The sequence below is a fragment of the Actinokineospora xionganensis genome, assembly GCF_014323725.1.
In the GTDB taxonomy this organism is placed as follows: Bacteria; Actinomycetota; Actinomycetes; order Mycobacteriales; family Pseudonocardiaceae; genus Actinokineospora; species Actinokineospora xionganensis.
Map to the genome: position 1 here is coordinate 26070 of NZ_JABVED010000029.1, position 21981 is coordinate 48050.

The window sequence follows — 21981 nt, forward strand, 5'->3', positions numbered from 1 at the left end:
CGACTGTTCAGCCCAAGTCGGCGAGCAGCAGGCCGCTGCGGGGCTTCGGGGTGAAGTAGGTGCTCTTGCGCGGCATCCGGCCACCCGCGGCGTGCACGGTGAGGACGTCGGCGAGCGGCACCGGCGCGATCTGGAGGATGGCCTCGACATCGGGCCCGGGGTCGCGGCCCGCGGGCAGGGTGCGCACGTTCGGCCCCTCCGGGTCGAGGGCGAGCGCCTTGCGGATCAGGAGTTCCTCGACGACCTCGTGGTCGATGCGCGGCTGCGGGTCGGTGGCCGCGGGCGGTGGAAGGTCGACCACCAGGGTGCGGTGGCCATGCCGGACGACGACGGCGCCGGGGACGGTCGGCGGCAGCGCGTCCGGGTCTTCACGAACGGTCAGACCACACGCGCGCCAGGCGGCGGCCAGTTCGTCGGCGGTGCGGCCGGTGCCGACGATGACCCGGTGGAACGCGCCGATGCGCAGCCCGGGGCCTGCGCTGATCAGGGCGAGGATGCCGTCGAGCTTCGCTTCCGCCGCGGCGGCGACCCGGTGGTTTCCGTCGGCGACGAGCAGCGGGCGCGCGGCGGCGACAGCCATGATCGCGTCGCGGATCGGGCCGGGGCCGAGCAGCCAGACCCGGTGGCGCCTGCCCGCGGAGTCCACGGTCGACACCGCGGGTGCGCCCGCGGCGGCGATGGCGTCCTTGACGGCCGCCGTGAGCGTGTCGCCATGGGTGACCGGGACCAGCAGGGCGGCGCTGGTGGCGCAGCCCAACCCGGAGAGGACCGCCGCGCGTTCGGTGACGACGTCGGGGTAGACCTGCTCGGTGTGTCGGACCTGACTCAGGCCGTCGAGGTCGACCGCGGCCGGGTCGACCATGCAGAGCAGGCCGGTCGCCGAGCCGTCGGGGCCGTCGACCTCGTAGGGCGCGACGACATCGGTGACCGGGCGGTAGCCGACCCGAACGAGGTCGGCGAGCGCCCGGCGGGCCTGCGGCAGCGCTTCGAGGAGGGTCAGTCCCTCGGCGAGCGCCGCCGGGGTGCGGTGCGGGTGCTGCACGGCGAGCAGCGTGCCCCGCGCGGCGCCTGGCTGGGCCAGTGCCGCGCGGACACGGTGCTTCTCGGCGAACTCGTCGACATCCGGCCCCGGCACTTCGGACCTAACGACCCAACCGCGCCTGATCGGACGCACCCAGCCAGTCATTCGACCATCCTGCCCGGAGTGCGTCTCATTGCGAGAGTCGGTTAGAGCCCGACGGACTTGTACAGCGCGCCGACCTCGGGCCGGTTGAGCGAACGGATCGAGCCTGGACGCTGGTTGCCCAGGTAGACGTCGCCGATCTGGGTGCGCACGAGCTTGAGGACGGGGTGGCCGACCTCTTCGAGCATCCGGCGCACGATGTGCTTGCGGCCTTCGTGCAGCACGACCTCGACGAGGGCCTTGCCCGCGAAGTTGTCGACCATGCGGAACGAGTCGACCCGCGCGAGGCCGTCCTCGAGCATCACGCCGTCCCGCAGGCGCTTGCCGACATCGCGGCCGACGGGGCCGGGCACCTCGGCCATGTAGGTCTTGAGCACCTCGAACGACGGGTGCATCAGCCGGTGCGCCAGGTCGCCGTCGTTGGTGAGCAGCAGCAGACCCTCGGTGTCGGCGTCGAGCCTGCCGACGTGGAAGAGTTTGTCGGCGCGGTCCCGCACGTAGTCGCCGACGCACGGGCGGTTGCGCTCGTCGTCCATCGTGCTGAGCACGCCCTTGGGCTTGTTCAGGGCCAGGTACACCCGGTCGTCCCGGACGATGACGCGCGCGCCATCGACATGGATGACCGCGGTCTGCGGGTCGACCCGCATGCCTTGCTCGCGCACGACCTTGCCGTCGACACTCACCCGGCCCTGATCGATCAGATCCTCGGCCGCACGCCGCGAGGCCACTCCCGCACTGGAGAGCACCTTCTGCAGGCGAATGCCTTCCGGGCTATTCGACATCGTCAATCGCATCCACTTCTGGCAACAGCGGAGCGATCGGGGGCAGGTCCTCCAGGGAGGCCAAACCCAATCGCTCCAGGAACAGCTCGGTTGTCCGGTACAGGAGCCCGCCGGTCTCGGTGTCGGTGCCGGTCTCCTCGATCAGACCGCGCACGACCAGGGTGCGGATCACGCCGTCGACGTTCACACCGCGCACCGCCGCCACCCGCGACCGGGTCACCGGCTGCCGATAGGCGATGACCGCGAGGGTCTCCAGCGCCGCCCGGGTGAGCTTCGCCCGCTGCCCGTCGAGCAAAAGCTTCTCGACGACCGGCGCGTACCTGTCACGAGTGTAGAACCGCCACCCCTGACCCACTCGGCGCAGGTCTATGCCGCTGCCCTGTTCGGTGTAGCGGGCGGCCATCCGACGGAGCGCCTCACGCACCCTGGCGACGCTCTGGTCGACCGCGCCCGCGAGGAGTTCGTCCTCGGCGGGGGCGTCGACGACCAGGAGCAACGCTTCCAGGGCGGCGTCGAGATCGGCGTCTTCGGTGAGATCGGGGAACTGGGAGCCGATGGTGACGAGGTCGTCTTCGGTGAGCACGTCGGCGGGGTCGGGTTCGCCTGCTTCACCGGTGTTCGGGCTCTCGCCCGCCAGGGCAGCGGGGGTTTCGTCGGGGGCGGAGCGGTGCTCACCGTTGTGAGCAGTGCTCTCGCCCGCCGCTCGAGCGGGAATGTCGTCCTCGGCAGAGCGGCGCTCACTTGCGAGAGCAGTGCTCTCGCCCGCCGCCGAGGCGGGAACGCCATCCCCTGCAGAGCGGCGCTCACCTACGAGAGCAGCGCTCTCCCCACCAGAGCGGTGCTCACCGTTGTGAGCAGTGCTCTCTTCGGTGGTGGCTTCAGTGGGCGCTGTGTCGTCGACGGGACTCACCCGTATTCCTCCTCTTCGGTGCCCGTCGTCGGCGGCGACGCCGCTTGGGCGTCGGCTACCGTGCCGCCGGTCCATTCCACGTGTAGTTCACCGAGTGGGTCGGCCTGCTCGAAGAGCACCGTCGCCTCCCGGTACAGCTCCAGCAGCGCCAGGAACCGCGCCACCACCTCGATGGTGTGCTCGCAGTCCGCCGTCAGCTCGGCGAAGCTCGCCCGGCCCATCTCCGCCAGCCGCACCCGCAGCAGCGCCGCCGTCTCGCGGACCGACACCTTCCCCATGTGCAGGTGGTCCAGCGACAGTGTCGGCGGCGGCTTCGGCCGGAACACCGCTGCCGCGATCGCGGCGAACCGCTCCGGGTCGACGCCCAGCATGACCTCGGGCAACAGTTCCGCGAACCGGTCCTCCAGCGCCACCGACCGCGGGTAGCGCCGCAGCGCGCCCTTCTCCAGTTCCGAGAACAGGGCAGCCACCTGCTTGTACGCCCGGTACTGCAGCAACCTGGCGAACAACAGGTCCTTTGCCTCCAGCAGCGCCAGGTCGTCCTCGTCCTCGACATCGCCCGCGGGCAGCAAGCGGGCCGCCTTCAAATCCAGCAGCGTCGCCGCGACGACCAGGAATTCCGTGGTCTCGTCGAGGTTCCAGTCCTCACCCAGGGCCCTGAGGTGGGCGATGAAGTCGTCGGTGACGCGGTGCAGCGCCACTTCCGTGACGTCCATCTGGTGCTGCGAGATCAGCTGCAGCAGCAGGTCGAACGGGCCTTCGAAGTTCGACAGCCGAACCGTGAACCGGCCACTCGGCACCGCCTCGGGCGCATCTGCCACCGCGGTCACTGCCCGGTGTCCTGGCGCAGCCTGCGCACCAGCACCGAGTCCTCGCCGTAGGCCTCGAGGTCGGCGAGGATGACCGAGATCGCCTCGCGCACGACGCGGCCGCGGTCGACGGCGAGGCCGTGGGCGCCGCGCAGGGTCAGGCGGGCGTGTTCGAGGGCGAGCAATTCCTCATCCGAGACGTAGACGGTGATCTTCGAGTTGTGCTTCTGCCGAGGCGTGCTGCGGGCGACCGGCGGGGGCGAGGGAGCGTCCCGTGCGGGTGCATCAAACCAGTCGGCCTCGCGTTCCGCCTCCGGGGCGGGTCCGGTAGGTCGGAAGAACTCCGCCGCGCCCGGCAGGGAACTGCGACGGGTCACCTGGCGATCACCTCACGTGCGAGCTGGCGGTAGGCCTTCGCGCCCGCCGAGCGCGGGGCCCAAGTCGTGATCGGCTCGCCGGCGACCGTCGTCTCCGGGAAGCGCACCGTACGGTTTATCACCGTGTCGAACACCGTCTCGCCGAACGCCTCGACCACGCGGGCCATGACTTCGCGGGAGTGCAGTGTGCGCGGGTCGAACATGGTGGCGAGGATGCCGGTGATGTCCAGCTTCGGGTTCAGCCGGTCCTTGACCTTCTCGATCGTGTCGATGAGGAGCGCGACGCCGCGCAGGCTGAAGAACTCGCATTCCAGCGGGATGAGCACACCGTCGGCGGCCGTCAGCGCGTTGACGGTCAGCAGGCCGAGGGAGGGCTGGCAGTCGACGAGGATGTAGTCGTACTCGTCGACGATCGGGCGCAGGGTGCGCACCAGGGTGTGTTCGCGGCCGACCTCGGTGACGAGTTGCACCTCGGCGGCGGAAAGGTCGATGTTGCTCGGCAGCAGGTCCATGTCCTCGACGCAGGTGCGGATCACCACGTCGTGGATGCCTACGGATCGCTCGATGAGCACGTTGTAGATGGTGCGGTCGAGCTGGTGGGCCGGGATGCCCAGCCCGACCGACAGCGCGCCCTGCGGGTCGAAGTCGACGAGCAGCACCCGGCGGCCGAACTCGGTGAGGGCGGCGCCCAGGTTGATCGTCGACGTGGTCTTGCCGACCCCGCCCTTCTGGTTGCAGACGGCCAAGATCTTCGCCGGACCATGGCCGTTGAGTAACGACGGCTCAGGGATGTGTCGCCACGCCCGGCCGGTCGGACCGACGCCGCTCCCGGTGCCGCTGGAGTCGGCGAAGGGCTGCTCGTCGTCGTCGGACGCGGCGCGCGGCGCGATACTCAGCTCCACCGTGCCACGTCCCGACTGCGGAAGTGTCGACATGGCGATCTAGCTCCTTGTCGCCTGCGATCCTTGTCAAGCGCAGCGTAAGGGGGTATTGGTCGCCCACCAACGCGGCTCGCCGCGTGGAGGCGTAGGTCAGCTCAGGTATCGGTGGGGCTCATGGCCCCTAGGACGGAGTCGAGCAGCCCGGGAAATGCCTGGTCCAGGTCGTCGCGACGGATCGAGAGCCACCGCTGGTTGCCATCCGGGCGGGTGTGGGTGACGCCTGACTCACGCAGCACGCGCAGATGCTGGGACAGGGTCGACTTGGCCACGGCGACCTCGAGGTGACCGCACGACATCTCGTTCGTCGAGGCGAGCTGCGCGACGACAGCCAGGCGGGTGGGGTCGCTCAGGGCGTGCAGCACCCCCGGAAGCGTGACGTGGTCCACCGTCGGTTCGTCCAGCTCACCCATCTCGCACCTCCAGGGCGCACAGGGTATTGGAGACCAATAGGTGAGCGGAACTCAGGACTACCCGAGGGCGCGTGGGTGCGCGGTGGCGTAGACCTCGCGCAGGGTGTTGACCGTGACGAGCGTGTAGATCTGGGTCGTGGTGACCGACGCGTGGCCGAGCAGTTCCTGGACAACCCGCACGTCAGCGCCACCTTCGAGCAGGTGCGTGGCGAACGAGTGCCGCAGGGTGTGCGGGGAGACCGGGACCCGGATGCCCGCCTGTTCGGCCGCGACCTTCAGCGCGTTCCACGCGCTCTGCCGGGTGAGCCGCCCGCCGCGGACGTTGAGGAACACCGCGGGTGTGCCCCGCCCGCGCGCGGCCAGCCCCGGCCGGGCCCGCACCAGGTAGGCGTCGAGCGCGTCGAGCGCGGGCCTGCCGATCGGGACCAGCCGCTGCTTGCCACCTTTGCCATCGAGCAGGACCGTGCGTTCCACTGTGTCGATGTCGTCGAGGTCGAGCCCGACCGCCTCGGAGATGCGCGCGCCGGTCGAATAGAGCACCTCGAGCAGTGCGCGGTCGCGCAGCACGCCCGGGCCTTCGCCGACCGGAGTGTCGAGCAGGCGCAGGACGTCGTCGACCGGTAGCGCCTTGGGCAGCCTGCGCGGCGGGGTCGGCGGCTTCACCTCGCGCGCCGGGTCGTGTTCGGTGATGCCCTCGCGGACGGCGAACCGGTGCAGCCCCCGCACGGCGACCAGCGCGCGGGCGGCGGACGACGCGGCCAGCGGCGGGTGGTCGGCGTCGCCTTCGCGCAGCTTGGCCAGGAACGCCGACACGTGCCGCTCCCCCACGTCGGCGACGTCGCGGATGCCGTCGGCGGCGAGGTGGTCGAGGTAGCGGCGCAGGTCGCGGGTGTAGCCATCGAGGGTGTTCGGCGACGTGCCGCGTTCGACGGCGAGATGGTCGAGGTAGGTGCGGAGGACGACTTCGGGCGCGGTCAGCGGAGCCCTCCGATCACGTCGACCAGCGGCACGTGCTCAAGCCCGTGCGCCTGGGCGACCTCGGGCAACACGACCGACCCATCGGCCACGTTGACGCCCTTGGCCAGCGCCGGGTCGGCCGTCACCGCGGTCCGCACCCCGCCCGCGAGGGCCAGGACATAGGGCAGCGTGACGTTGGCGAGCGCGCGGGTCGAGGTGTTCGGCACCGCTCCGGGCATGTTGGCGACGCAGTAGAAGACGGAGTCGTGGACCCGGAACGTGGGCTCGGCGTGCGTGGTGGGCCGCGAGTCGGCGAAGCAGCCGCCCTGGTCGATGGCGATGTCGACGAGCACCGACCCCGGGCGCATCCGCGCGACGAGTTCGTTCGACACCAGCGTGGGGGCCTTCGCGCCGGGCACGAGGACGGCGCCGATCACCAGGTCCGCCCACCGGCACGCCTTCTCGATCTCGTAGGCGTTGCTCGCGATGGTCTGCAGATGTCCGCGGTAGGTGAAGTCGATCTGCCGCAGCCGGTTGACGTTGGTGTCGAGAACGACGACCTCGGCCTGGAAGCCCAGCGCGATGCTCGCGGCGTTCATCCCGGACACCCCGGCGCCGATGACGGCCACCTTGCCCGCCGCCACCCCGGACACCCCGCCGAGCAGGACACCGCGGCCGCCCTGGGCTCGTTCGAGACAGTGCGCGCCGACCTGGGGAGCCATCCGCCCGGCGACCTCGCTCATCGGGGCGAGCAGTGGCAGCGACCGGTCCGGCAGCTGGACGGTCTCGTACGCGATCGCGGTCGTGCCCGCGTCGACCAGCGCGCGGGTGCACTCGGCACCGGCAGCGAGGTGCAGGTAGGTGAAGAGGGTCTGCCCGCGCCGCAGCCTCGGGTACTCCTCGGCCACCGGTTCCTTGACCTTGAGCACGAGTTCGGCGGCGCCCCACACGTCGTCGGCGGTGGGGACGATCTCGGCGCCCGCCGCGACGTACTCCTCGTCGGAAAAAGCCGAACCGTCTCCCGCGCCCGCCTCGATCAGCACGCGGTGCCCGCGGTCGACCAACTCGAGCACCCCGGCAGGCGTGATGGCCACCCGGTACTCGTGGTTCTTGACCTCCCGCGGAACGCCGACCAGCACGCAGTCGAGCGTAGTGCCGGACGCCGCCGGAGACCCGTTGACGCGCGGCGAAACCGGTCATCGACCGCACGCGTCTGAACTATTGTGACGACCGTGAACGACCCTGACGCGATCCGCATCGGCACCGCGGAGCGCGACGACGTGGTGCGGATCCTCGGCGCGCACTTCACCGAGGGCAGGCTGCCCGTCGACGAGTACGACGAGCGCGTCAACGTGGCGGTCAACGCGGTCACCCGCCATGACGTGCGCGCGCTGTTCGTCGACCTGCCGCCGCCCTACCCGGCGTTCATGGTCCCGCCCACGATGGCCGCGCCCCGGCTGCCGAGCTACCCGCCCCCGGCTCCGGCGCACGTGTACTACCCGCCGCCGGACTACCACTACTCGACCAAGTCCAAAGTCGTGGCCGGGATCCTGCAGATCTTCCTGCCGTTCGGCGTGGGCCGGTTCTACACCGGCCACTACGGCATCGCCGTCGCCCAGTTGCTCACCTGCGGCGGCTTCGGCATCTGGACGCTGATCGACGGCATCCTGCTGCTGGTCAACGGCGGCACCGACGGCGAGGGCCGCCGTCTTCTCGACTGACCCTCGCCACCGACGTCAGGACCGCTGGGCGAACCTCGTCGGCTCGTCGGTCCACGGCGCGTCCGGGACGCGTGGCGCGGCGGCGCCGGAGTCCACGGCGAAGGCCGCCAGCACACCGCTGATCGCCGCGGCGTTCACGATCTCACCGGCCAGGGCCATCCGGACCGCCTGGTCCAGCGGCACCCGGTGCGCGACCAGGTCGGCCTCCTCGTCCCCAAGCACCTCACGGTCCACAGTGGACAACCCGGTGGCCAGGTAGATCCGGATGACCTCGTCGGTGAACCCGGGCGAGACGGCCACGTCCACCAGAACCGACCAGTCGGAGGCGACCACGCCGACCTCTTCGACCAGCTCGCGCTTGGCCGCGACGAGCGGGTCCTCGCCCGCGTCGATCAGACCGGCGGGCAGCTCCCACAGCCTGCGCCCCAACGGATGCCGGTACTGATCGATCATGACCAGCGTCCCGTCGTCGTCGAGCGCGACCACCGCCACCGCGCCGAGGTGTTCGACCACCTCGCGCGATGCGGTGTTGCCGCCGGGCATCCGGACCTCGTCGATGCGCAGCGCCAGGATGCGTCCGATGTGGATGTCGCGAGTGGACACCACGGAGAACTCGTGCCGAGCGGACTCCGTCACGCCTTCGCCCCCGCCGCCACCGGCTCCTCGTCCAGTTCCACCGGCAGGCGCTCGGCCAACAGGTAGGTCATGGCGGCCTTGATGAAACCGGCGAACAGCGGGTGCGGGCGGGTCGGCCTGCTCTTGAGCTCCGGGTGCGCCTGGGTGCCGACGAAGAACGGGTGGGTCTTCGCGGGCAGCTCGACGAACTCGACGAGGTGACCGTCCGGCGAGGTGCCGGAGAACACCAGACCGGCCTTGGCCAGGCGGTCGCGGTAGGAGTTGTTGACCTCGTAGCGGTGACGGTGCCGCTCGGTGATCTCACGGCTGCCGTAGACCCCGGCGACGACCGAGCCCGCGGTCAGCGCGGCCGGGTAGGAGCCCAGGCGCATCGTGCCGCCCATGTCCCGCTCGCCCGCGACGACGTCCTCCTGGTCGGCCATGGTGCTGATGACCGGGTGCTTGGTCGTCTCGTCGAACTCCGCGGAGTTCGCCCCGGCGATGCCCGCGAGGTTGCGCGCCGCCTCGATCACCATGCACTGCAGGCCCAGGCACAGGCCGAGGGTGGGGATGCGGTTGGTGCGCGCGTAGGTGATCGCGCCGAGCTTGCCCTCGATGCCGCGAACCCCGAAGCCGCCCGGGATCAGCACACCGTCCACACCGGACAGAGCGGCGGCCGCCCCCGCCGGGGTCTCGCACTCGTCGGAGGGGACCCACAGGATCTCGACCTTCGCGCGGTGGGCGAAACCGCCCGCACGCAGCGCCTCGGTGACCGACAGGTACGCGTCGGGCAGGTCGACGTACTTGCCGACGAGCGCGATCCGCACCGTCTCCTTCGGCTTGTGGACCCGGTCGAGCAGGTCGCCCCACACGGTCCAGTCGACGTCGCGGAACGGCAGGCCGAGGCGGCGCACGACATAGGCGTCGAGCCCCTCGCCGTGCAGCACGCGCGGGATGTCGTAGATGGAGGGCGCGTCGGGCGCGGCCACGACGGCCTCGGTGTCCACGTCGCACATGAGCGCGATCTTGCGCTTGAGCGCGTCCGGGATCTCCCGGTCGGCGCGGCAGACGATCGCGTCCGGCTGGATGCCGATGTTGCGCAGCGCGGCGACGGAGTGCTGCGTCGGTTTGGTCTTCAGCTCACCGGAGGGCGCGAGGTACGGCACCAGCGACACGTGCAGGAAGAAGACGTTGTCACGGCCGACGTCGTGGCGGACCTGGCGCGCGGCCTCCAGGAACGGCAGCGACTCGATGTCGCCCACGGTGCCGCCGACCTCGGTGATGACCACATCGGGCGCCACACCGTTCTCGTCGGGCAGGGCCATGGCTCTGATCCGGGACTTGATCTCGTCGGTGATGTGCGGGATGACCTGCACCGTGTCACCGAGGTACTCGCCGCGTCGCTCCTTGGCGATGACCGCCGAATAGACCTGGCCGGTGGTGACGTTCGCCGAACCGGAGAGCGAGCGGTCGAGGAAGCGCTCGTAGTGGCCGATGTCGAGGTCGGTCTCGGCGCCGTCCTCGGTGATGAAGACCTCGCCGTGCTGGAACGGGTTCATCGTTCCGGGGTCGACGTTGAGGTACGGGTCCAGCTTCTGCATGGTGACGCGCAGGCCACGCGAAGTGAGTAGCTGGCCGAGGCTGGACGCGGTGAGCCCCTTGCCCAGCGAGGAGGCGACGCCTCCGGTCACGAAGACGTGCTTGGTCGTCCGAGCTTGCTGAGGCAACGATGCTCCCGTGGTCGATCTTTGCGTCGGCGGCTGGAAATTACCGCCCGTTCCACGGGACTTCACACTAACACTCTGTTGGATGGCGCACCCCTTCGGGCGCGCGGCTCGGACTGTGACATGGCGCCGCCTCGGCGGCGCGGCTCGGCCGCTTTGATGGTGACGTTTCGGGGGCCGAGCACGAACACTGCCAACTTCCATGGCGTGTTCGTGAGGGGCCCCGAAACGTCACCGCGGCCGAGCGTGGTGGTTCCGTTTACTGATTACGGGGTCGGGGAGCAGGCGGTGCGGCCGACTACGACCTCACCGGTGATGCCGGAGGCCGGGAGGAAGGTGATGCGCATCATCGTGAGGGCGATGCTGCCGTCGTTGGGGTCGGGCAGGGTGATCTCGTTGAACGTCGCCGTCGCCAGCACGGTGCCGCCGGTCTTGGTGATGTTCTTGACGTGGCCGCGCGGCATCGGGTTCGGCAGGCCGGTGATGCCCGTCATCCCCGCGAACGACCAGCTCGCGCTGGTGCCGCCCTGCGTGGCGTTGCAGGTGACGCGGTAGCTGGTCAGCTTCACCCGGGGGCCGCCCGCCGAGACCAGTGCCGAGAGTTCGAACGTGCCCCCCAGCGCCTCGGACTTGGTCGTGGTGACGTCGTTGTCCGGGTCGACCACGGTCGTCGTGCACGTGGAGGTCGCCGTGCCCCAGCGCACACCCGAGGCGGTGACGCCCGGGGTCGTCACGGTGGTCTGGCCGTCGACGGCGCACTGGGCCAGCGTCGGCACGCTGGTCGTCACGCCCGCCTTGACGAACTGGGCCGATCCGAGTGCCGCGACCCCCGCCGGGTTGGAGGCCAGCGCGGGCGTGGCGCCCGCGACCAAGCCGACCGCCGCCACGGCCGCGCAGAAACCCAGCCGCGTTGCCCTGATGTGTCCCATTGCCGCTCACTTCCCTTGTTCCTGGCGCAGATATCGATGCCTTCATGGGGACATCGGTCCAGGGACAGGGGAAATGAGCAGGATCACCGACAGCCCACCCGTCCGTGCGCGGCAGACCATCCGAACGGGTTTCGCGGGTCCTTGTCGCTCGCTGTGTGTGGAGTTCTACTCGGCGGGCGCACCCGGTGCGGGGGCCTGCGCGTTCCCGGCGTTTCCGTACCGGCCCGCCTTGCCTTCGAGCTGCTCGCCGAGCGCCAGGATCGTGACGATCCGACCCGCCGGCGTGTCGGCGTTGTCCACCGTCGAGAGGATCGACGACGCAGCCGTGTCCGCGCGGATCACGCCCACCGCGCCGGTCCCGTTGGCCGAGCCCGCCGACCCGGCGAGCACCGCACCGGCGCCGGAGCGGTCCACCTGGGCGGCGAAGCGCGCGAGGGTGGCCGCGCGGTCGCCCGCGCCGTCACCGGACGCGGCGCCACCGGTCAGGATGATCGCGAGCTGCGCGGGCTTGAGCTCCGGGGACGCCTTGACGAACCCGCCGTCGGTCAGCCCGGCCAGCACCGCCGCCGACTCCTCGGGGGTGACCTGCGGCTTGTTGTCGACCTTGCTGATGAGCATCAGTGGGCCCAGCAGACCACCCGCGAGCGATCCCGGGTCACTGACGGTCGGCAGCTGCACACCGGCGGGGAGCAGGCGGGTGACAATGTCCTTCAGCTCGTCCGCGCGGGACTGGTCGGCGAAGGCGTCGGTCAGCTGCACCTCCCCGGTGACGACCGCGCCGGCGTTGGCGATCAGGCCCTTGAGGGAGTCGCGGTCGGACGGGCGCGCGTCGGCGGTCGTCACCAACACGACCGTGCGCTGCGCGAGTGAGCCCTTGACCGCGGCCGGGCCGATGGTCGCGGCGAACGAGTCGGCGTCGCCGAGGCGGGCGTTGAGAGCGTTGCGCTGGTCTTCGAGTTCGGCGACCTGGGTGCCCAGTTCGCTGTTCTCGTTGTTGAGCCCGGACAGCAGGGTGCGGCTCAGCGTCGTCGAGCCCAGCACCACGCCGACAGCGAGCGCGAGGAACACCGCGGCGATCGAGATGACGTGGTAGCGCAGCGAGATCACGAGAACAGCCCCTTGAACCAGTCGACGAACGAGTTCCACGTGCCGATGATCGAGTCGGTGTACGCCGCGCCGACGCCGGACACCGCGATGGCGGCGGCGATCGCGACCATCGCGGCCATCACCAGAAGCACGATGGCGGCGACGGACACCCGGCTGCGGTGCAGCGCGGCGACGGCCTTGCCGTCGACGAGCTTGCTGCCGAGCTTGAGCCGGGTCAGGAAGGTGGACGGGTTGGAGCCGGAGCGGCCCCGGTCGAGGAATTCCCGCAGGGTGGCCTGGAAACCGACCGTGACCACCAGGGTCGCGTCGTGGGAGTCGGCGAGCAGCAGCGCCAGGTCCTCGGCGTTGCCGGACGCGGGGAACGTCACCGCGCCGATGCCCAGGTCCTGGATGCGGACGAGACCGGGCGCGTGTCCGTCGGTCTGCGCGGGCACGACGACCTCGGCGCCGGACCGCAGGGTCTCGGTGCTGATGCCGCGCGGGTCGCCCACGATGACGTCCGGCTTGTAGCCTGCGACGCGCAGGGCGTCGGCGCCGGAGTCGACGCCGATCAGGACCGGGCGGTGCTCGGAGATGTAGCGCTTGAGCAGCCTGAGGTCCGCGACGTGCTCGTGGCCGCCCGCGACGACGACGACCTGCTTGCCCTTGAGCGGGGTTCGCAACTCGGGGACGCCGACACCGTCGAGGATCATCGTGCGTTCGCGGCGCAGGAACTCCATCGTGTTCGCGGAGAACGCCTCGAGCTGGGCGGACATGCCCGCCTTGGCCTCGATCATCTGGTCGGCAACGGACTCCGGCGTCTGCTGGACGCCTTGGGCGACCTCACGCTCACCGATGTAGACCGTGCCCTCGTGCAGGCGGAGCTTGGTGCCTTCCTTGATCGCCCGCAGCGCGTCCTGGCCGACGCCGTCGATCAGCGGGATACCCGCTCCGACAAGGACTTCGGGCCCGAGATTGGGGAAGCGGCCGGAGATGGAGGGGGACGCGTTGACGACGGCGCCGACCTCGGCGCGGACCAGCGCGTCGGCGGTGGCCCGGTCGAGATCGAGCTGGTCGAGGACGACGATGTCCCCTTGAGACACTCGTCGCAGGAGGTCACCGGTACGCCTGTCGACCCGTGCGACGCCGGTCACCCCAGGTAGGGCGTGCTGTGATCGATGGAGGACGCCGGGAAGCTTCATGGCCCGATGGTGACAAACCGATCCGGGTTGGTCCGTTTGCCACGCCGTCGCGAGTCCTCATTTCCCGACAACGAGTGCTCATCTCAGGCGCGCTGAAATGAGCACTCGGTGTCGGGAAGTGGGGACTCGCGGGTGGTTGGTCAGCGGCGCTTGGGGCGGGGTTTGCCGCTGAGTTCCCAGTCGTGTTTTTCGCCGTCGGCCAAGGCCAGCAGCTCCTCCGCGTGGGCGCGTCCCGTCTCGGTGGACTCCATGCCCGCCAGCATGCGGGCCAGTTCGATCACCCGTGTCGGCTCATCCAGTGTTCGCACATCGCTTCGGGTGACGCCGCCGGTGGCGCTCTTGTCGACGATCAGGTGGCGGTCGGCGAACGCGGCGACCTGGGCCAGGTGGGTGACCACGATGACCTGGTGGCTGCGCGCGAGCCGGGCCAGCCTGCGGCCGATCTCGACCGCCGCCCGACCGCCCACACCGGCGTCCACCTCGTCGAACACCAGGGTCGGCACCGGGTCGGAGTGGGCGAGAACCACCTCGATCGCGAGCATCACCCGCGACAGCTCACCACCGGAGGCGCCCTTGTGCACCGGCAGCGGAAGCGCTCCGTCGTGGGCGACCAGCAGCAGTTCGACGTCGTCGACACCGTCGGCGCCCGCGTGCAGCGATTGCCCCGCCACGTCGAGGGCCACCGGGTCGCCTTCGTCGGCGGCGCGGGGGCGGACGGTGATCTGGATGCTGGACTGGCCCATCGCGAGCCCGCCCAGCTCGTCGGTGACGGCCTTCGCCAGTTCCTCGGCGGCCTTCTCGCGGGCGGCGGTCAGCGCGACCGCGATGCCCGCCAGCTGCTGGGCCAGCGCGATCTTGCGGGCGGCGAGCTCGCCCAGGGCGCCCTCGGACGTGTCGAGGGTCGCGAGCTTCTCGTTCGCGTCGCGGGCCCAGGCGATGACGCCGTCGATGTCGGCGGCGTACTTGCGGGTGATGGCCTTGAGCTCGGCCTGGCGTGCGAGGACCTGTTCCAGCACGGCCGGGTCGGCGTCGAGGGAGTCGAGGTAGGCGGTCAGCTCGGAGCCGACGTCGGTGAGCAGCACGGCGGCCTCGGCCAGGCGCGGCTCCAACTCGCGCAGGCGGGGGTCGTCGGCGCCTGCGATGCGGCGCTGGGCTTCGCCGATGGCGCCGAGGGCGCCGGGCAGGTCCGGGTCGCCGTCGGGTGACCCCGACACGGCGAGGCTGGCGCCGGTGGCGGCTTCACGCAGCTGGTCGGCGTCGGCGAGCCTGCGGGCGCGCTCGACAAGCTCGACGTCCTCGCCGGGCTTCGGATCGACCGCGGCGATCTCCTCCAGGCCCAGCCGCAGGATGTCGGCCTCGCGGGCCATCTCCTTGGCGCGGCGGGTGCGGTCGGTGAGTTCGGTGCTGACGGCGATCCACTCGTCGCGGACGCGGCGGTAGTCGGCCAGCACGGAGCTGACGGCCTCACCGGCGTAGCGGTCGATGACCGCGCGCTGCTCGGCCGGGCGCAGCAGGCGGAGCTGGTCGTTCTGGCCGTGCACCGCGATCAGCTGCTCGGCCAGGTCGGACAGCACACCGACGGGCACAGAGCGGCCGCCGAGGTGCGCGCGGGAACGGCCGTCGCTGTTGACGCTGCGCAGCGCGATCAAGCTGCCGTCGTCGTCGGGTTCGGCGCCCGCCTCGGTGGCGACCGCCGCGGCCGGGGAGCCGGTCAGGCCCTCGAACCGGCCCTCGACGACGGCCTTGGACTTCCCGCTGCGCACACGGGACGCCTCGGCACGGCCGCCGGAGAGCAAGTGCAGGCCGGTGACGACCATCGTCTTGCCCGCACCGGTCTCGCCGGTGACGACGGTGAATCCGGGGTGGAGCTCAAGCGTGGCCTCATCGATCACGCCGAGGTCCTGGATACGCATCTCGGCTAGCACAGGGCGCACCCTAGCGGCTCGGGGTGACATCCGGGTGCGGGTGTCACCGGGATCGCCACCCCTGCACCGGCAGATCGAACTTGTCGACCAGCCGGTCGGTGAACGGCTCGTCGCGCAGCCGGACCAGCTTGATCGGCAGTTTCCCGCCCGCGATCTCGATCCGGGAGCCCGGCGGGATGTCGAAGGTGCGGCGGCCGTCGCAGCACAGCACAGCCGGGTGTCCGGCCGGGTCGACCTCGACGGCGACCACGGAGTGCGGGGAGACGGCCATGGGCCGGGAGAACATCGCGTGCGCGTTGCTGGGCACCACGAGCATGGCCTGCACATCAGGCCACACGATCGGCCCGCCCGCGGAGTACGCGTAAGCCGTGGACCCGGTCGGTGTCGCGCACAGGACGCCGTCGCAGCCGAAGGACGACACCGGGCGGCCGTCGACCTCGATGCGCACGTCGAGGATGCGTTCGCGGCTGCTCTTCTCGACGCTGGCCTCGTTGAGCGCCCACGTGTCGGCGATGACCTGGCCGTCGAGCCGGGCGACGACGTCCACGGTCATCCGCTCTTCGACCCGGTACCCCTGGGTGACGACGAGGCTGACGGCCTCCTCCAATGCGTCCGACTCGGCTTCGGCGAGGAAGCCGACCCGGCCGAGGTTCACGCCCAGCACCGGCACACCCGCGGGCCGCGCCAGTTCGGCGGCGCGCAACAGGGTGCCGTCGCCGCCGAGGACGAAGACCAGTTCGGTGCCGACCGCCGCCTCCGGGCCCAGCGGGACCACCCGGCCGTAGCAGGACGGGTCGAGGTCGGGGGCCTCGTCGTCGAGGACGCGCAGCCGCACGCCCGCGGCGGCGAACGCGCCCGCGACCTTCTCCGCGGTGCGCCGGTTCTCGACGCGGCCGGTGTGCACGACCAGCAAAATCTCGCGGTCCGTCATTGCGGCCCTTCCTCGACGGCCTTCTCCACCAACGCGCGCGCCTCCGCCTCGGGCAGCGGTTCGCCGCGGCGCAGCCAGACGAAGTATTCGACGTTCCCGGACGGGCCGGGCAGCGGGCTGGCCACCACACCGTGCGCGCGCAGGCCCTTGCGCGCGGCGGTCTCGATGACACTGAGCACGGCTTCGGCGCGCAGTTCGGGGCTGCGGACGACTCCGCCCGCGCCGAGCCGCTCCTTGCCGACCTCGAACTGGGGTTTGACCATCGGCAGCAGGTCGGCGTCCGGGTTCGCGCAGGCCAGCAGCGCGGGCAGGACCAGGCCGAGGGAGATGAACGACAGGTCGGCGACGATCAGGTCGACCGGGCCGTCGGTGTCCTCGGCGGTCAGCGCGCGCACGTTGGTCTTGTCGCGGACGAGGACCCGGTCGTCGGTCTGCAGGCGCCAGACCAGCAGGCCGCGACCGACGTCGGCGGCGACGACCTGGGTGGCGCCCCGGCGCAGCAGCACGTCGGTGAACCCGCCGGTGGACGCGCCCGCGTCGAGGCAGCGCTTGCCGTCAACGGCGATGCCGAACGCGTCGAGCGCGCCGATGAGTTTGTGGGCGCCGCGGGAAGCCCAGTTAGGGTCTTCGACGTCGTCGCGGAGCACGATGGGGGCGTCGTTCTCGACGCCGGTGGCGGCTTTGGTCGCGACGGTGCCGCGGATGGTGACCCGGCCGTCGGAGATGAGCTGGGAAGCGTGTTCCCGCGAGCGGGCGAGGCCTCGACGCACCAGTTCCGCGTCGAGCCGCGCCCTCTTGGGCGGCACCGGGTCAGACCTTGTCGATGCCGGCGAGGGCCGCGGTCAGCGCGACGTGCACGGTGTCGTAGCGCTCGACGTGGTCGGCGACCGGGAGCGCGTCGAGGCCGTTGAGGCCCGCGACAGCGTCGTTGATGGCCTCGTCATCGATGGCTGAGTCTCGATCGGTCACAGAATCGGTCGCTGTGTCGATTACAGAGCCGCTGGGCGGCGGCCCGGGAATGGGCCGTGGCCTGGTTTCGTCGAAATCCACCTGCACCCCTCCACGCTATCCGATCGACGGGGATGACCGCGTCAGCGCTGCCCGGAGAGTCCCAACGCGCTCAGTGCGGCCGCCGCACCCCTATCCGCCGACCGCACCGCCACCGGACCGCCGTCCCCGGCCCAGTGCGCGGCGCAGAGGGCACGCAGGAGGTCGAGGTGGTCGCCGTCGCCACTCGCCATGAGCTGCCCATCGGTCTTCTCGACCGTCCAGCCGGGTTTGGCGGTGAACTCGGGGGCCGGTTCGGTGAGCACGGCGAGGTCTTCGGCGACGTAGGTGGGGCGCTCGTGCGCGCCCGCTTCCAGCAGGTCACGTGGGGTGGCGACGCCGGTGAGGACGAGCAGGGAGTCGAGCTTGGCCGTCACCGCGCCTTCGATGTCGGTGTCGAGGCGGTCGCCGACGACCAGTGGGCGGTCGGCGTCGGCGGAGCGAACGGACTCGGCCATCAGCGGCTTCGCCGGCTTGCCCGCCACGAGGGGCTCGCGGTCGGTCGCCACGCGCAGGGCATGGACGAGGGAACCGTTGCCGGGCAGCAGGCCGCGTTCGGTGGGGAGAGTGCGGTCGACGTTGCAGGCGACCCACAGCGCCCCGGCGCGGATGGCGACGCACGCTTCGGCGAGGTCAGGCCAGGCGGTCTTCGGGGAGAGGCCTTGCACTACGGCCTTGGTGTCCGGGCCGGCGACGCGGACGACGCGAAACCCGGCTTCGACGACCTCGTCAGCGAGCGCGTCGGAGCCGACGACGAGGACTTCGTCGTCGGGGTCGAGGTGCTCGCCGAGCACGGCGGCGCCTGCTTGGGCGCTGGTGCTCACCTCACCGGGGTCGGCGGTGATGCCGATCCCGGTGAGGTGCGCCGCGACTTCTTCTGGTGCCCGTGAGGCGTTGTTCGTGACGAACCGCACCGCGACGCCGTGGTCGCGGGCGGTCAGGACGGCCGGGGCCGCGCCTGGGATGGCTTCGCCACCGCGGTAGACGGTGCCGTCGAGGTCGAGCAGCAGAGCGTCGTAGCGGTGCAGGAGCCAGTCGGTCATTGCTGTCAGCCTCGGTCGGTGGAGTCCTTGTCGGCGGCGGTGTCGGCGCGGGGCACCGAATCCACTGCCTCATCGGACTCGTCGGCCACTGCTTCGCCGTCGGATGCCTTGTCCGCCAACGGTTCCGCGTCGACCTCAGCGTCGGTGTCGGTTTCGTCGGCGGGCAGGGGCTCGACCTCGATTTCGAGGGTCTCGCCCGGGAGCACCGCGGCCACTTCGGCTTCGTCGGCGCCGAGGGCGAACGCACGCTCAGCGGCGTCGGTGTCCTCGTCGTCGTCGACCTGCGCGGCGTTGAGGAACCAGCGGATCGCGTCGTCAGTGCGGCCCGCGGCTTCCAGATTGTCGGCGTAGGCATAGAACAGGCGGGCGCTCCACGGGTCGTGGCGCTTCGGGTCGAGGTCCGGGCCCTGCAGCGCGACGACGGCGGCTTCGAGCTGCCCCATGTCGCGCCGGGCGCCGGCACTGACGATCCGCAGTTCCACGGCGACGTCCGCGGGAAGGTCGGAACCGGCTTCCTTCGCCAACTCCAGCGCCTTCTCGGGCCTGCCCATGGCGCGCTCGCAGTCGGCCATGACCGCGACGTGGGCGTTGCCACCACTCATGCGACGCACCGCCCGCAGCTCGGACAGGGCCTCAGCCCACTCCCCCGCGTGGTACGCGGTCAGACCGGCTGCCTCACGGACCACGGCCACGCGAGCGGCGCGCTCACGGGCGTAGCGGGCGTGGACGAGTGCCCGCTGCGGGTCCTCGTCGATGAGCATGCCCGCGGCGACCAGGTGCTTGCCGATCATCTCGGCCAGCGACTTGGGCAGGCTGCGCAGCCCGGCCCGGGCCTCGACGTCGAGCTTGGCGTAGTCGGCGCCTTCCGGCACCGCCGGACCGCTGTCGAACGGCGCGTCGCCCTCACGGCGGGGGCGCTCCTCCCGGGGACGGTCTTCCCGACGCGGACGCCGGTCACCCTCGTCGCGGCGCGGACGGCGCTCTTCGTCGCGGTCGAACTTACGCTCGACCGGAGCCTCGGTGTCGGGGCTGTCGGAGACGACCTCGGTCGAGGCTGCTTCCGTTGCCTGCACAGTGGATTCGCTGGATTCGCCTGCTTCGCCGACAACGGCCTGGTCCGTCGACGCGTCGACGTTCTCGGGGCGCTGGTAGGGCGGGCGGTCGTCGCGGTGGCCGGGGCGGAAACCGGGACGGTCGGCGGGCTTGTAGGCACCGCGCTCGCTCTTGCCGGTGGGGCGGGTGCTGCGGCCGTCGCGGGCGCCACCGCGGTCATCACGCGAACCGGTGCTCGACGAGCCGCGGTAACCACCGCGGTCGTCCCTGTCGGACGGGCGGTAGCTGGGGCGGTCACCGGTGCTCGACGAGCCCTTGTAACCGCCACGGTCGTCCTTGCTCGACGGGCGGTAGCTCGGGCGGTCACCGCGGTCGCTGGAACCACGGCTGTCCCTGTCGGACGGGCGGTAGCCGCCGCGGTCGCTGGTGCCCTTGTAGCCGCCACGGTCGTCGCGGGAGTCCGAGCGCGGGGCCCGGTCGTCGCGGTCGTTGGAGCGGTAGCTGGGGCGGTCGCCCTGGCCGCGGCTGTCGCGGTCGGCGGGCTTGTAGCCGCCACGGCTGTCCTTGTCGGCCGGGCGGTAGCCGCCCCGGTCGCTGGTGCTGGACGAGCCCTTGTAACCGCCGCGGTCGTCTTTACCCGCCGCGCGGTATGTGGGGCGGTCGCCGGAGGTGCCGCGCTCGTAGCCACCGCGGTTCGGGCGGTCGCCACGGTCGCTGGAGCCGCCACGGCTGTCCCTGTCCGACGGGCGGTAGCTGGGGCGGTCACCGGTGCTCGACGAGCCCTTGTAGCCACCGCGGTCGTCCTTGCCGGACGGACGGTAGGCGGGGCGATCGCCGCGGTCGCCGGAGCCGCCGCGGGTGTCCCGGTCACCGGACTTGTAGCCGCCGCGGTCGTCACGGTCGTTGGAGCGGTAGCTGGGGCGGTCACCCTGGCCGCGGCTGTCGCGGTCACCGGACTTGTAGGCGGGGCGGGAGTCGCGGTCGCCGGAGCGGAAACCGCCACGCGAGTCGCTGGAGCCGCCGCGGTAACCACCGGTCGAACCACCACGGGAGTCACTCGACCCACCGCGGTAACCACCCGAAGAACCGCCACGCGAGTCACTGGAACCACCGCGGTAACCACCGGTCGAACCACCACGGGAGTCACTCGACCCACCGCGGTAACCACCCGAAGAACCGCCACGCGAGTCACTGGAACCACCGCGGTAACCACCGGTCGAACCACCACGNCCACGCGAATCGCTAGATCCACCCCGGTAACCACCAGTTGAACCACCACGCGAATCGCTAGATCCACCCCGGTAACCACCAGTTGAACCACCACGCGAATCGCTAGATCCACCCCGGTAACCACCAGTTGAACCACCACGCGAATCGCTAGATCCACCCCGGTAACCACCAGTTGAACCACCACGCGAATCGCTAGATCCACCCCGGTAACCACCAGTTGAACCACCACGCGAATCGCTAGATCCACCCCGGTAACCACCAGTTGAACCACCACGCGAATCGCTAGATCCACCCCGGTAACCACCAGTTGAACCACCACGCGAATCGCTAGATCCACCCCGGTAACCACCAGTTGAACCACCACGCGAATCGCTAGATCCACCCCGGTAACCACCAGTTGAACCACCACGCGAATCGCTAGATCCACCCCGGTATCCACCGGACGAACCACCGCGAGAGTCACTCGCCCCACCGCGGTAACCGCCGGAGGAACCACGGGAGTCGCTGGATCCGCCGCGTGAGTCGCGGTCGCCGCCGCGGTAACCGCCGCGGTCGTCACGGTCGGTGGAGCGGGGCCCGCCGCGGTCGTCGCGCGGGCGGAAGCTGGAGCCACGGGAGTCGCTGCCCGGGCGCGAGTCGCTGGAGCTGCCTCGGTAGCCGCCTCGGCTTTCGCCGCCTGCCGGGTTCGGACGGTAGCCGCCGCGGTCCTGGGAATTGCCCCGGTGCGGGCGGCCGGCGTCGCCGGAACGCGAGTCGTCACGGCGCCACACGGAACCGGTGGCACGGTCACCACCGCGGGAGCTGTCGTCGCGGCGAGGCTTGAAGTCGCGGCTTGGTGAGGTATCGCGGCGGGGGGCGCCACGGCTGCCACTGTTCGCGCGGCCCGTTCCTGATCCGCGGTCGCTGCCCCGGCGGTCGTTGCCGCCCGAATCGTCCCGTCGCCCGAACTCCGACACTTCGTCCTCCCGCGTGCGGGTCCTGCCCCGCAACAATTTCTCTACAATGACGCCAAAGGGGCCTGTGGACAGTGCACGCTTAAACGTGCTCCTCCACAAGCCCCTTTGGGAATGATTGTCCGGCGGCGTCCTACTCTCCCACACCCTCAC

General features: G+C 70.9%; 21 protein-coding genes. 1 reads left to right on the top strand and 20 read right to left on the bottom strand.

The window, feature by feature from the left end; genetic code table 11:
* Positions 1-7: 7 nt before the first annotated feature.
* From GPZ80_RS29950 to ald, 9 genes are all read right to left on the bottom strand, one after another.
* Positions 8-1186 carry a DUF1015 family protein gene (locus GPZ80_RS29950; RefSeq protein WP_187224473.1) on the bottom strand — a complete coding sequence of 393 codons (1179 nt, stop codon included), beginning with the start codon at positions 1184-1186 and terminating at the stop codon, positions 8-10.
* Between the two features lie 41 nt (positions 1187-1227).
* On the bottom strand, positions 1228-1965 hold the full coding sequence (locus GPZ80_RS29955) for a pseudouridine synthase (RefSeq protein ID WP_187224474.1): 738 nt from the start codon (positions 1963-1965) through the stop codon (positions 1228-1230).
* Positions 1955-2875, bottom strand: coding sequence for an SMC-Scp complex subunit ScpB (scpB, locus tag GPZ80_RS33895; RefSeq protein WP_187224475.1), 921 nt, complete (start codon positions 2873-2875; stop codon positions 1955-1957). The genes GPZ80_RS29955 and scpB overlap by 11 nt, the downstream gene beginning before the upstream one ends.
* Positions 2872-3705: a segregation and condensation protein A gene (locus tag GPZ80_RS29965; protein WP_187224476.1), complete on the bottom strand. Its 834-nt coding sequence runs from the start codon at positions 3703-3705 to the stop codon at positions 2872-2874. The genes scpB and GPZ80_RS29965 overlap by 4 nt, the downstream gene beginning before the upstream one ends.
* Positions 3702-4061: a hypothetical protein gene (locus tag GPZ80_RS29970; protein WP_187224477.1), complete on the bottom strand. Its 360-nt coding sequence runs from the start codon at positions 4059-4061 to the stop codon at positions 3702-3704. Before GPZ80_RS29970 ends, GPZ80_RS29965 begins: the two co-directional genes overlap by 4 nt.
* Positions 4058-4996, bottom strand: a complete 939-nt coding sequence (locus GPZ80_RS29975) for a ParA family protein (protein ID WP_187224478.1) — start codon at positions 4994-4996, stop codon at positions 4058-4060. Before GPZ80_RS29975 ends, GPZ80_RS29970 begins: the two co-directional genes overlap by 4 nt.
* 101 nt (positions 4997-5097) lie before the next feature.
* Positions 5098-5412 carry an ArsR/SmtB family transcription factor gene (locus GPZ80_RS29980; RefSeq protein ID WP_187224479.1) on the bottom strand — a complete coding sequence of 105 codons (315 nt, stop codon included), beginning with the start codon at positions 5410-5412 and terminating at the stop codon, positions 5098-5100.
* Positions 5413-5469: 57 nt separating this feature from the next.
* The gene (gene xerD, locus GPZ80_RS29985; protein WP_187224493.1) at positions 5470-6390 is read right to left on the bottom strand and encodes a site-specific tyrosine recombinase XerD; all 921 of its coding nucleotides are present in this window, start codon (positions 6388-6390) and stop codon (positions 5470-5472) included.
* Positions 6387-7508 (bottom strand): alanine dehydrogenase, encoded by a 1122-nt coding sequence (gene ald, locus GPZ80_RS29990; protein ID WP_187224480.1) that lies wholly within the window; start codon positions 7506-7508, stop codon positions 6387-6389. Before ald ends, xerD begins: the two co-directional genes overlap by 4 nt.
* 93 nt (positions 7509-7601) lie before the next feature.
* Between ald and GPZ80_RS29995 the strand changes: the two genes are divergently transcribed.
* Positions 7602-8090: a DUF1707 domain-containing protein gene (locus GPZ80_RS29995; RefSeq protein WP_312880653.1), complete on the top strand. Its 489-nt coding sequence runs from the start codon at positions 7602-7604 to the stop codon at positions 8088-8090.
* Positions 8091-8105: 15 nt separating this feature from the next.
* Here the strand turns inward: GPZ80_RS29995 and GPZ80_RS30000 are convergent, their stop codons facing one another.
* The 11 genes from GPZ80_RS30000 to GPZ80_RS32270 form a co-directional block, all read right to left on the bottom strand.
* Positions 8106-8726 (bottom strand): NUDIX domain-containing protein, encoded by a 621-nt coding sequence (locus GPZ80_RS30000; protein WP_312880654.1) that lies wholly within the window; start codon positions 8724-8726, stop codon positions 8106-8108.
* Complete coding sequence (pyrG, locus tag GPZ80_RS30005) at positions 8723-10432, bottom strand: CTP synthase (RefSeq protein WP_187224482.1); 1710 nt, start codon at positions 10430-10432, stop codon at positions 8723-8725. Before pyrG ends, GPZ80_RS30000 begins: the two co-directional genes overlap by 4 nt.
* Before the next feature lie 263 nt (positions 10433-10695).
* Positions 10696-11358, bottom strand: a complete 663-nt coding sequence (locus GPZ80_RS30010; RefSeq protein WP_187224483.1) for a hypothetical protein — start codon at positions 11356-11358, stop codon at positions 10696-10698.
* A gap of 165 nt (positions 11359-11523) precedes the next feature.
* Positions 11524-12465: a copper transporter gene (locus GPZ80_RS30015; protein WP_187224484.1), complete on the bottom strand. Its 942-nt coding sequence runs from the start codon at positions 12463-12465 to the stop codon at positions 11524-11526.
* Positions 12462-13646, bottom strand: a complete 1185-nt coding sequence (gene steA, locus GPZ80_RS30020; RefSeq protein WP_187224485.1) for a putative cytokinetic ring protein SteA — start codon at positions 13644-13646, stop codon at positions 12462-12464. The genes GPZ80_RS30015 and steA overlap by 4 nt, the downstream gene beginning before the upstream one ends.
* 140 nt (positions 13647-13786) lie before the next feature.
* Complete coding sequence (gene recN / locus GPZ80_RS30025) at positions 13787-15559, bottom strand: DNA repair protein RecN (protein WP_246477623.1); 1773 nt, start codon at positions 15557-15559, stop codon at positions 13787-13789.
* 55 nt (positions 15560-15614) lie between these two features.
* The gene (locus GPZ80_RS30030; protein WP_187224487.1) at positions 15615-16502 is read right to left on the bottom strand and encodes an NAD kinase; all 888 of its coding nucleotides are present in this window, start codon (positions 16500-16502) and stop codon (positions 15615-15617) included.
* Positions 16499-17308: a TlyA family RNA methyltransferase gene (locus GPZ80_RS30035; RefSeq protein WP_187224488.1), complete on the bottom strand. Its 810-nt coding sequence runs from the start codon at positions 17306-17308 to the stop codon at positions 16499-16501. The genes GPZ80_RS30030 and GPZ80_RS30035 overlap by 4 nt, the downstream gene beginning before the upstream one ends.
* Positions 17309-17312: 4 nt before the next feature.
* Positions 17313-17471 carry a hypothetical protein gene (locus GPZ80_RS30040; protein WP_222720081.1) on the bottom strand — a complete coding sequence of 53 codons (159 nt, stop codon included), beginning with the start codon at positions 17469-17471 and terminating at the stop codon, positions 17313-17315.
* A gap of 122 nt (positions 17472-17593) precedes the next feature.
* On the bottom strand, positions 17594-18592 hold the full coding sequence (locus GPZ80_RS30045; protein ID WP_187224489.1) for an HAD-IIA family hydrolase: 999 nt from the start codon (positions 18590-18592) through the stop codon (positions 17594-17596).
* Positions 18593-18597: 5 nt separating this feature from the next.
* A complete protein-coding gene (locus tag GPZ80_RS32270; RefSeq protein ID WP_187224490.1) occupies positions 18598-19665 on the bottom strand; it encodes a tetratricopeptide repeat protein in 1068 nt (355 codons plus the stop codon).
* Positions 19666-21981 lie beyond the last annotated feature (2316 nt).

What these genes read in the sequence shown, in the direction of transcription:
- GPZ80_RS29950 (WP_187224473.1), bottom strand. Translation starts at nt 1,186, where the DNA reads ATGACTGGCTGGGTGCGTCCGATCAGGCGCGGTTGGGTCGTTAGGTCC.
- GPZ80_RS29955 (WP_187224474.1), bottom strand. Translation starts at nt 1,965, where the DNA reads ATGTCGAATAGCCCGGAAGGCATTCGCCTGCAGAAGGTGCTCTCCAGT.
- GPZ80_RS29975 (WP_187224478.1), bottom strand. Translation starts at nt 4,996, where the DNA reads ATGTCGACACTTCCGCAGTCGGGACGTGGCACGGTGGAGCTGAGTATC.
- GPZ80_RS29980 (WP_187224479.1), bottom strand. Translation starts at nt 5,412, where the DNA reads ATGGGTGAGCTGGACGAACCGACGGTGGACCACGTCACGCTTCCGGGG.
- GPZ80_RS30010 (WP_187224483.1), bottom strand. Translation starts at nt 11,358, where the DNA reads ATGGGACACATCAGGGCAACGCGGCTGGGTTTCTGCGCGGCCGTGGCG.
- steA (WP_187224485.1), bottom strand. Translation starts at nt 13,646, where the DNA reads ATGAAGCTTCCCGGCGTCCTCCATCGATCACAGCACGCCCTACCTGGG.
- recN (WP_246477623.1), bottom strand. Translation starts at nt 15,559, where the DNA reads ATGCGTATCCAGGACCTCGGCGTGATCGATGAGGCCACGCTTGAGCTC.
- GPZ80_RS30030 (WP_187224487.1), bottom strand. Translation starts at nt 16,502, where the DNA reads ATGACGGACCGCGAGATTTTGCTGGTCGTGCACACCGGCCGCGTCGAG.
- GPZ80_RS30045 (WP_187224489.1), bottom strand. Translation starts at nt 18,592, where the DNA reads ATGACCGACTGGCTCCTGCACCGCTACGACGCTCTGCTGCTCGACCTC.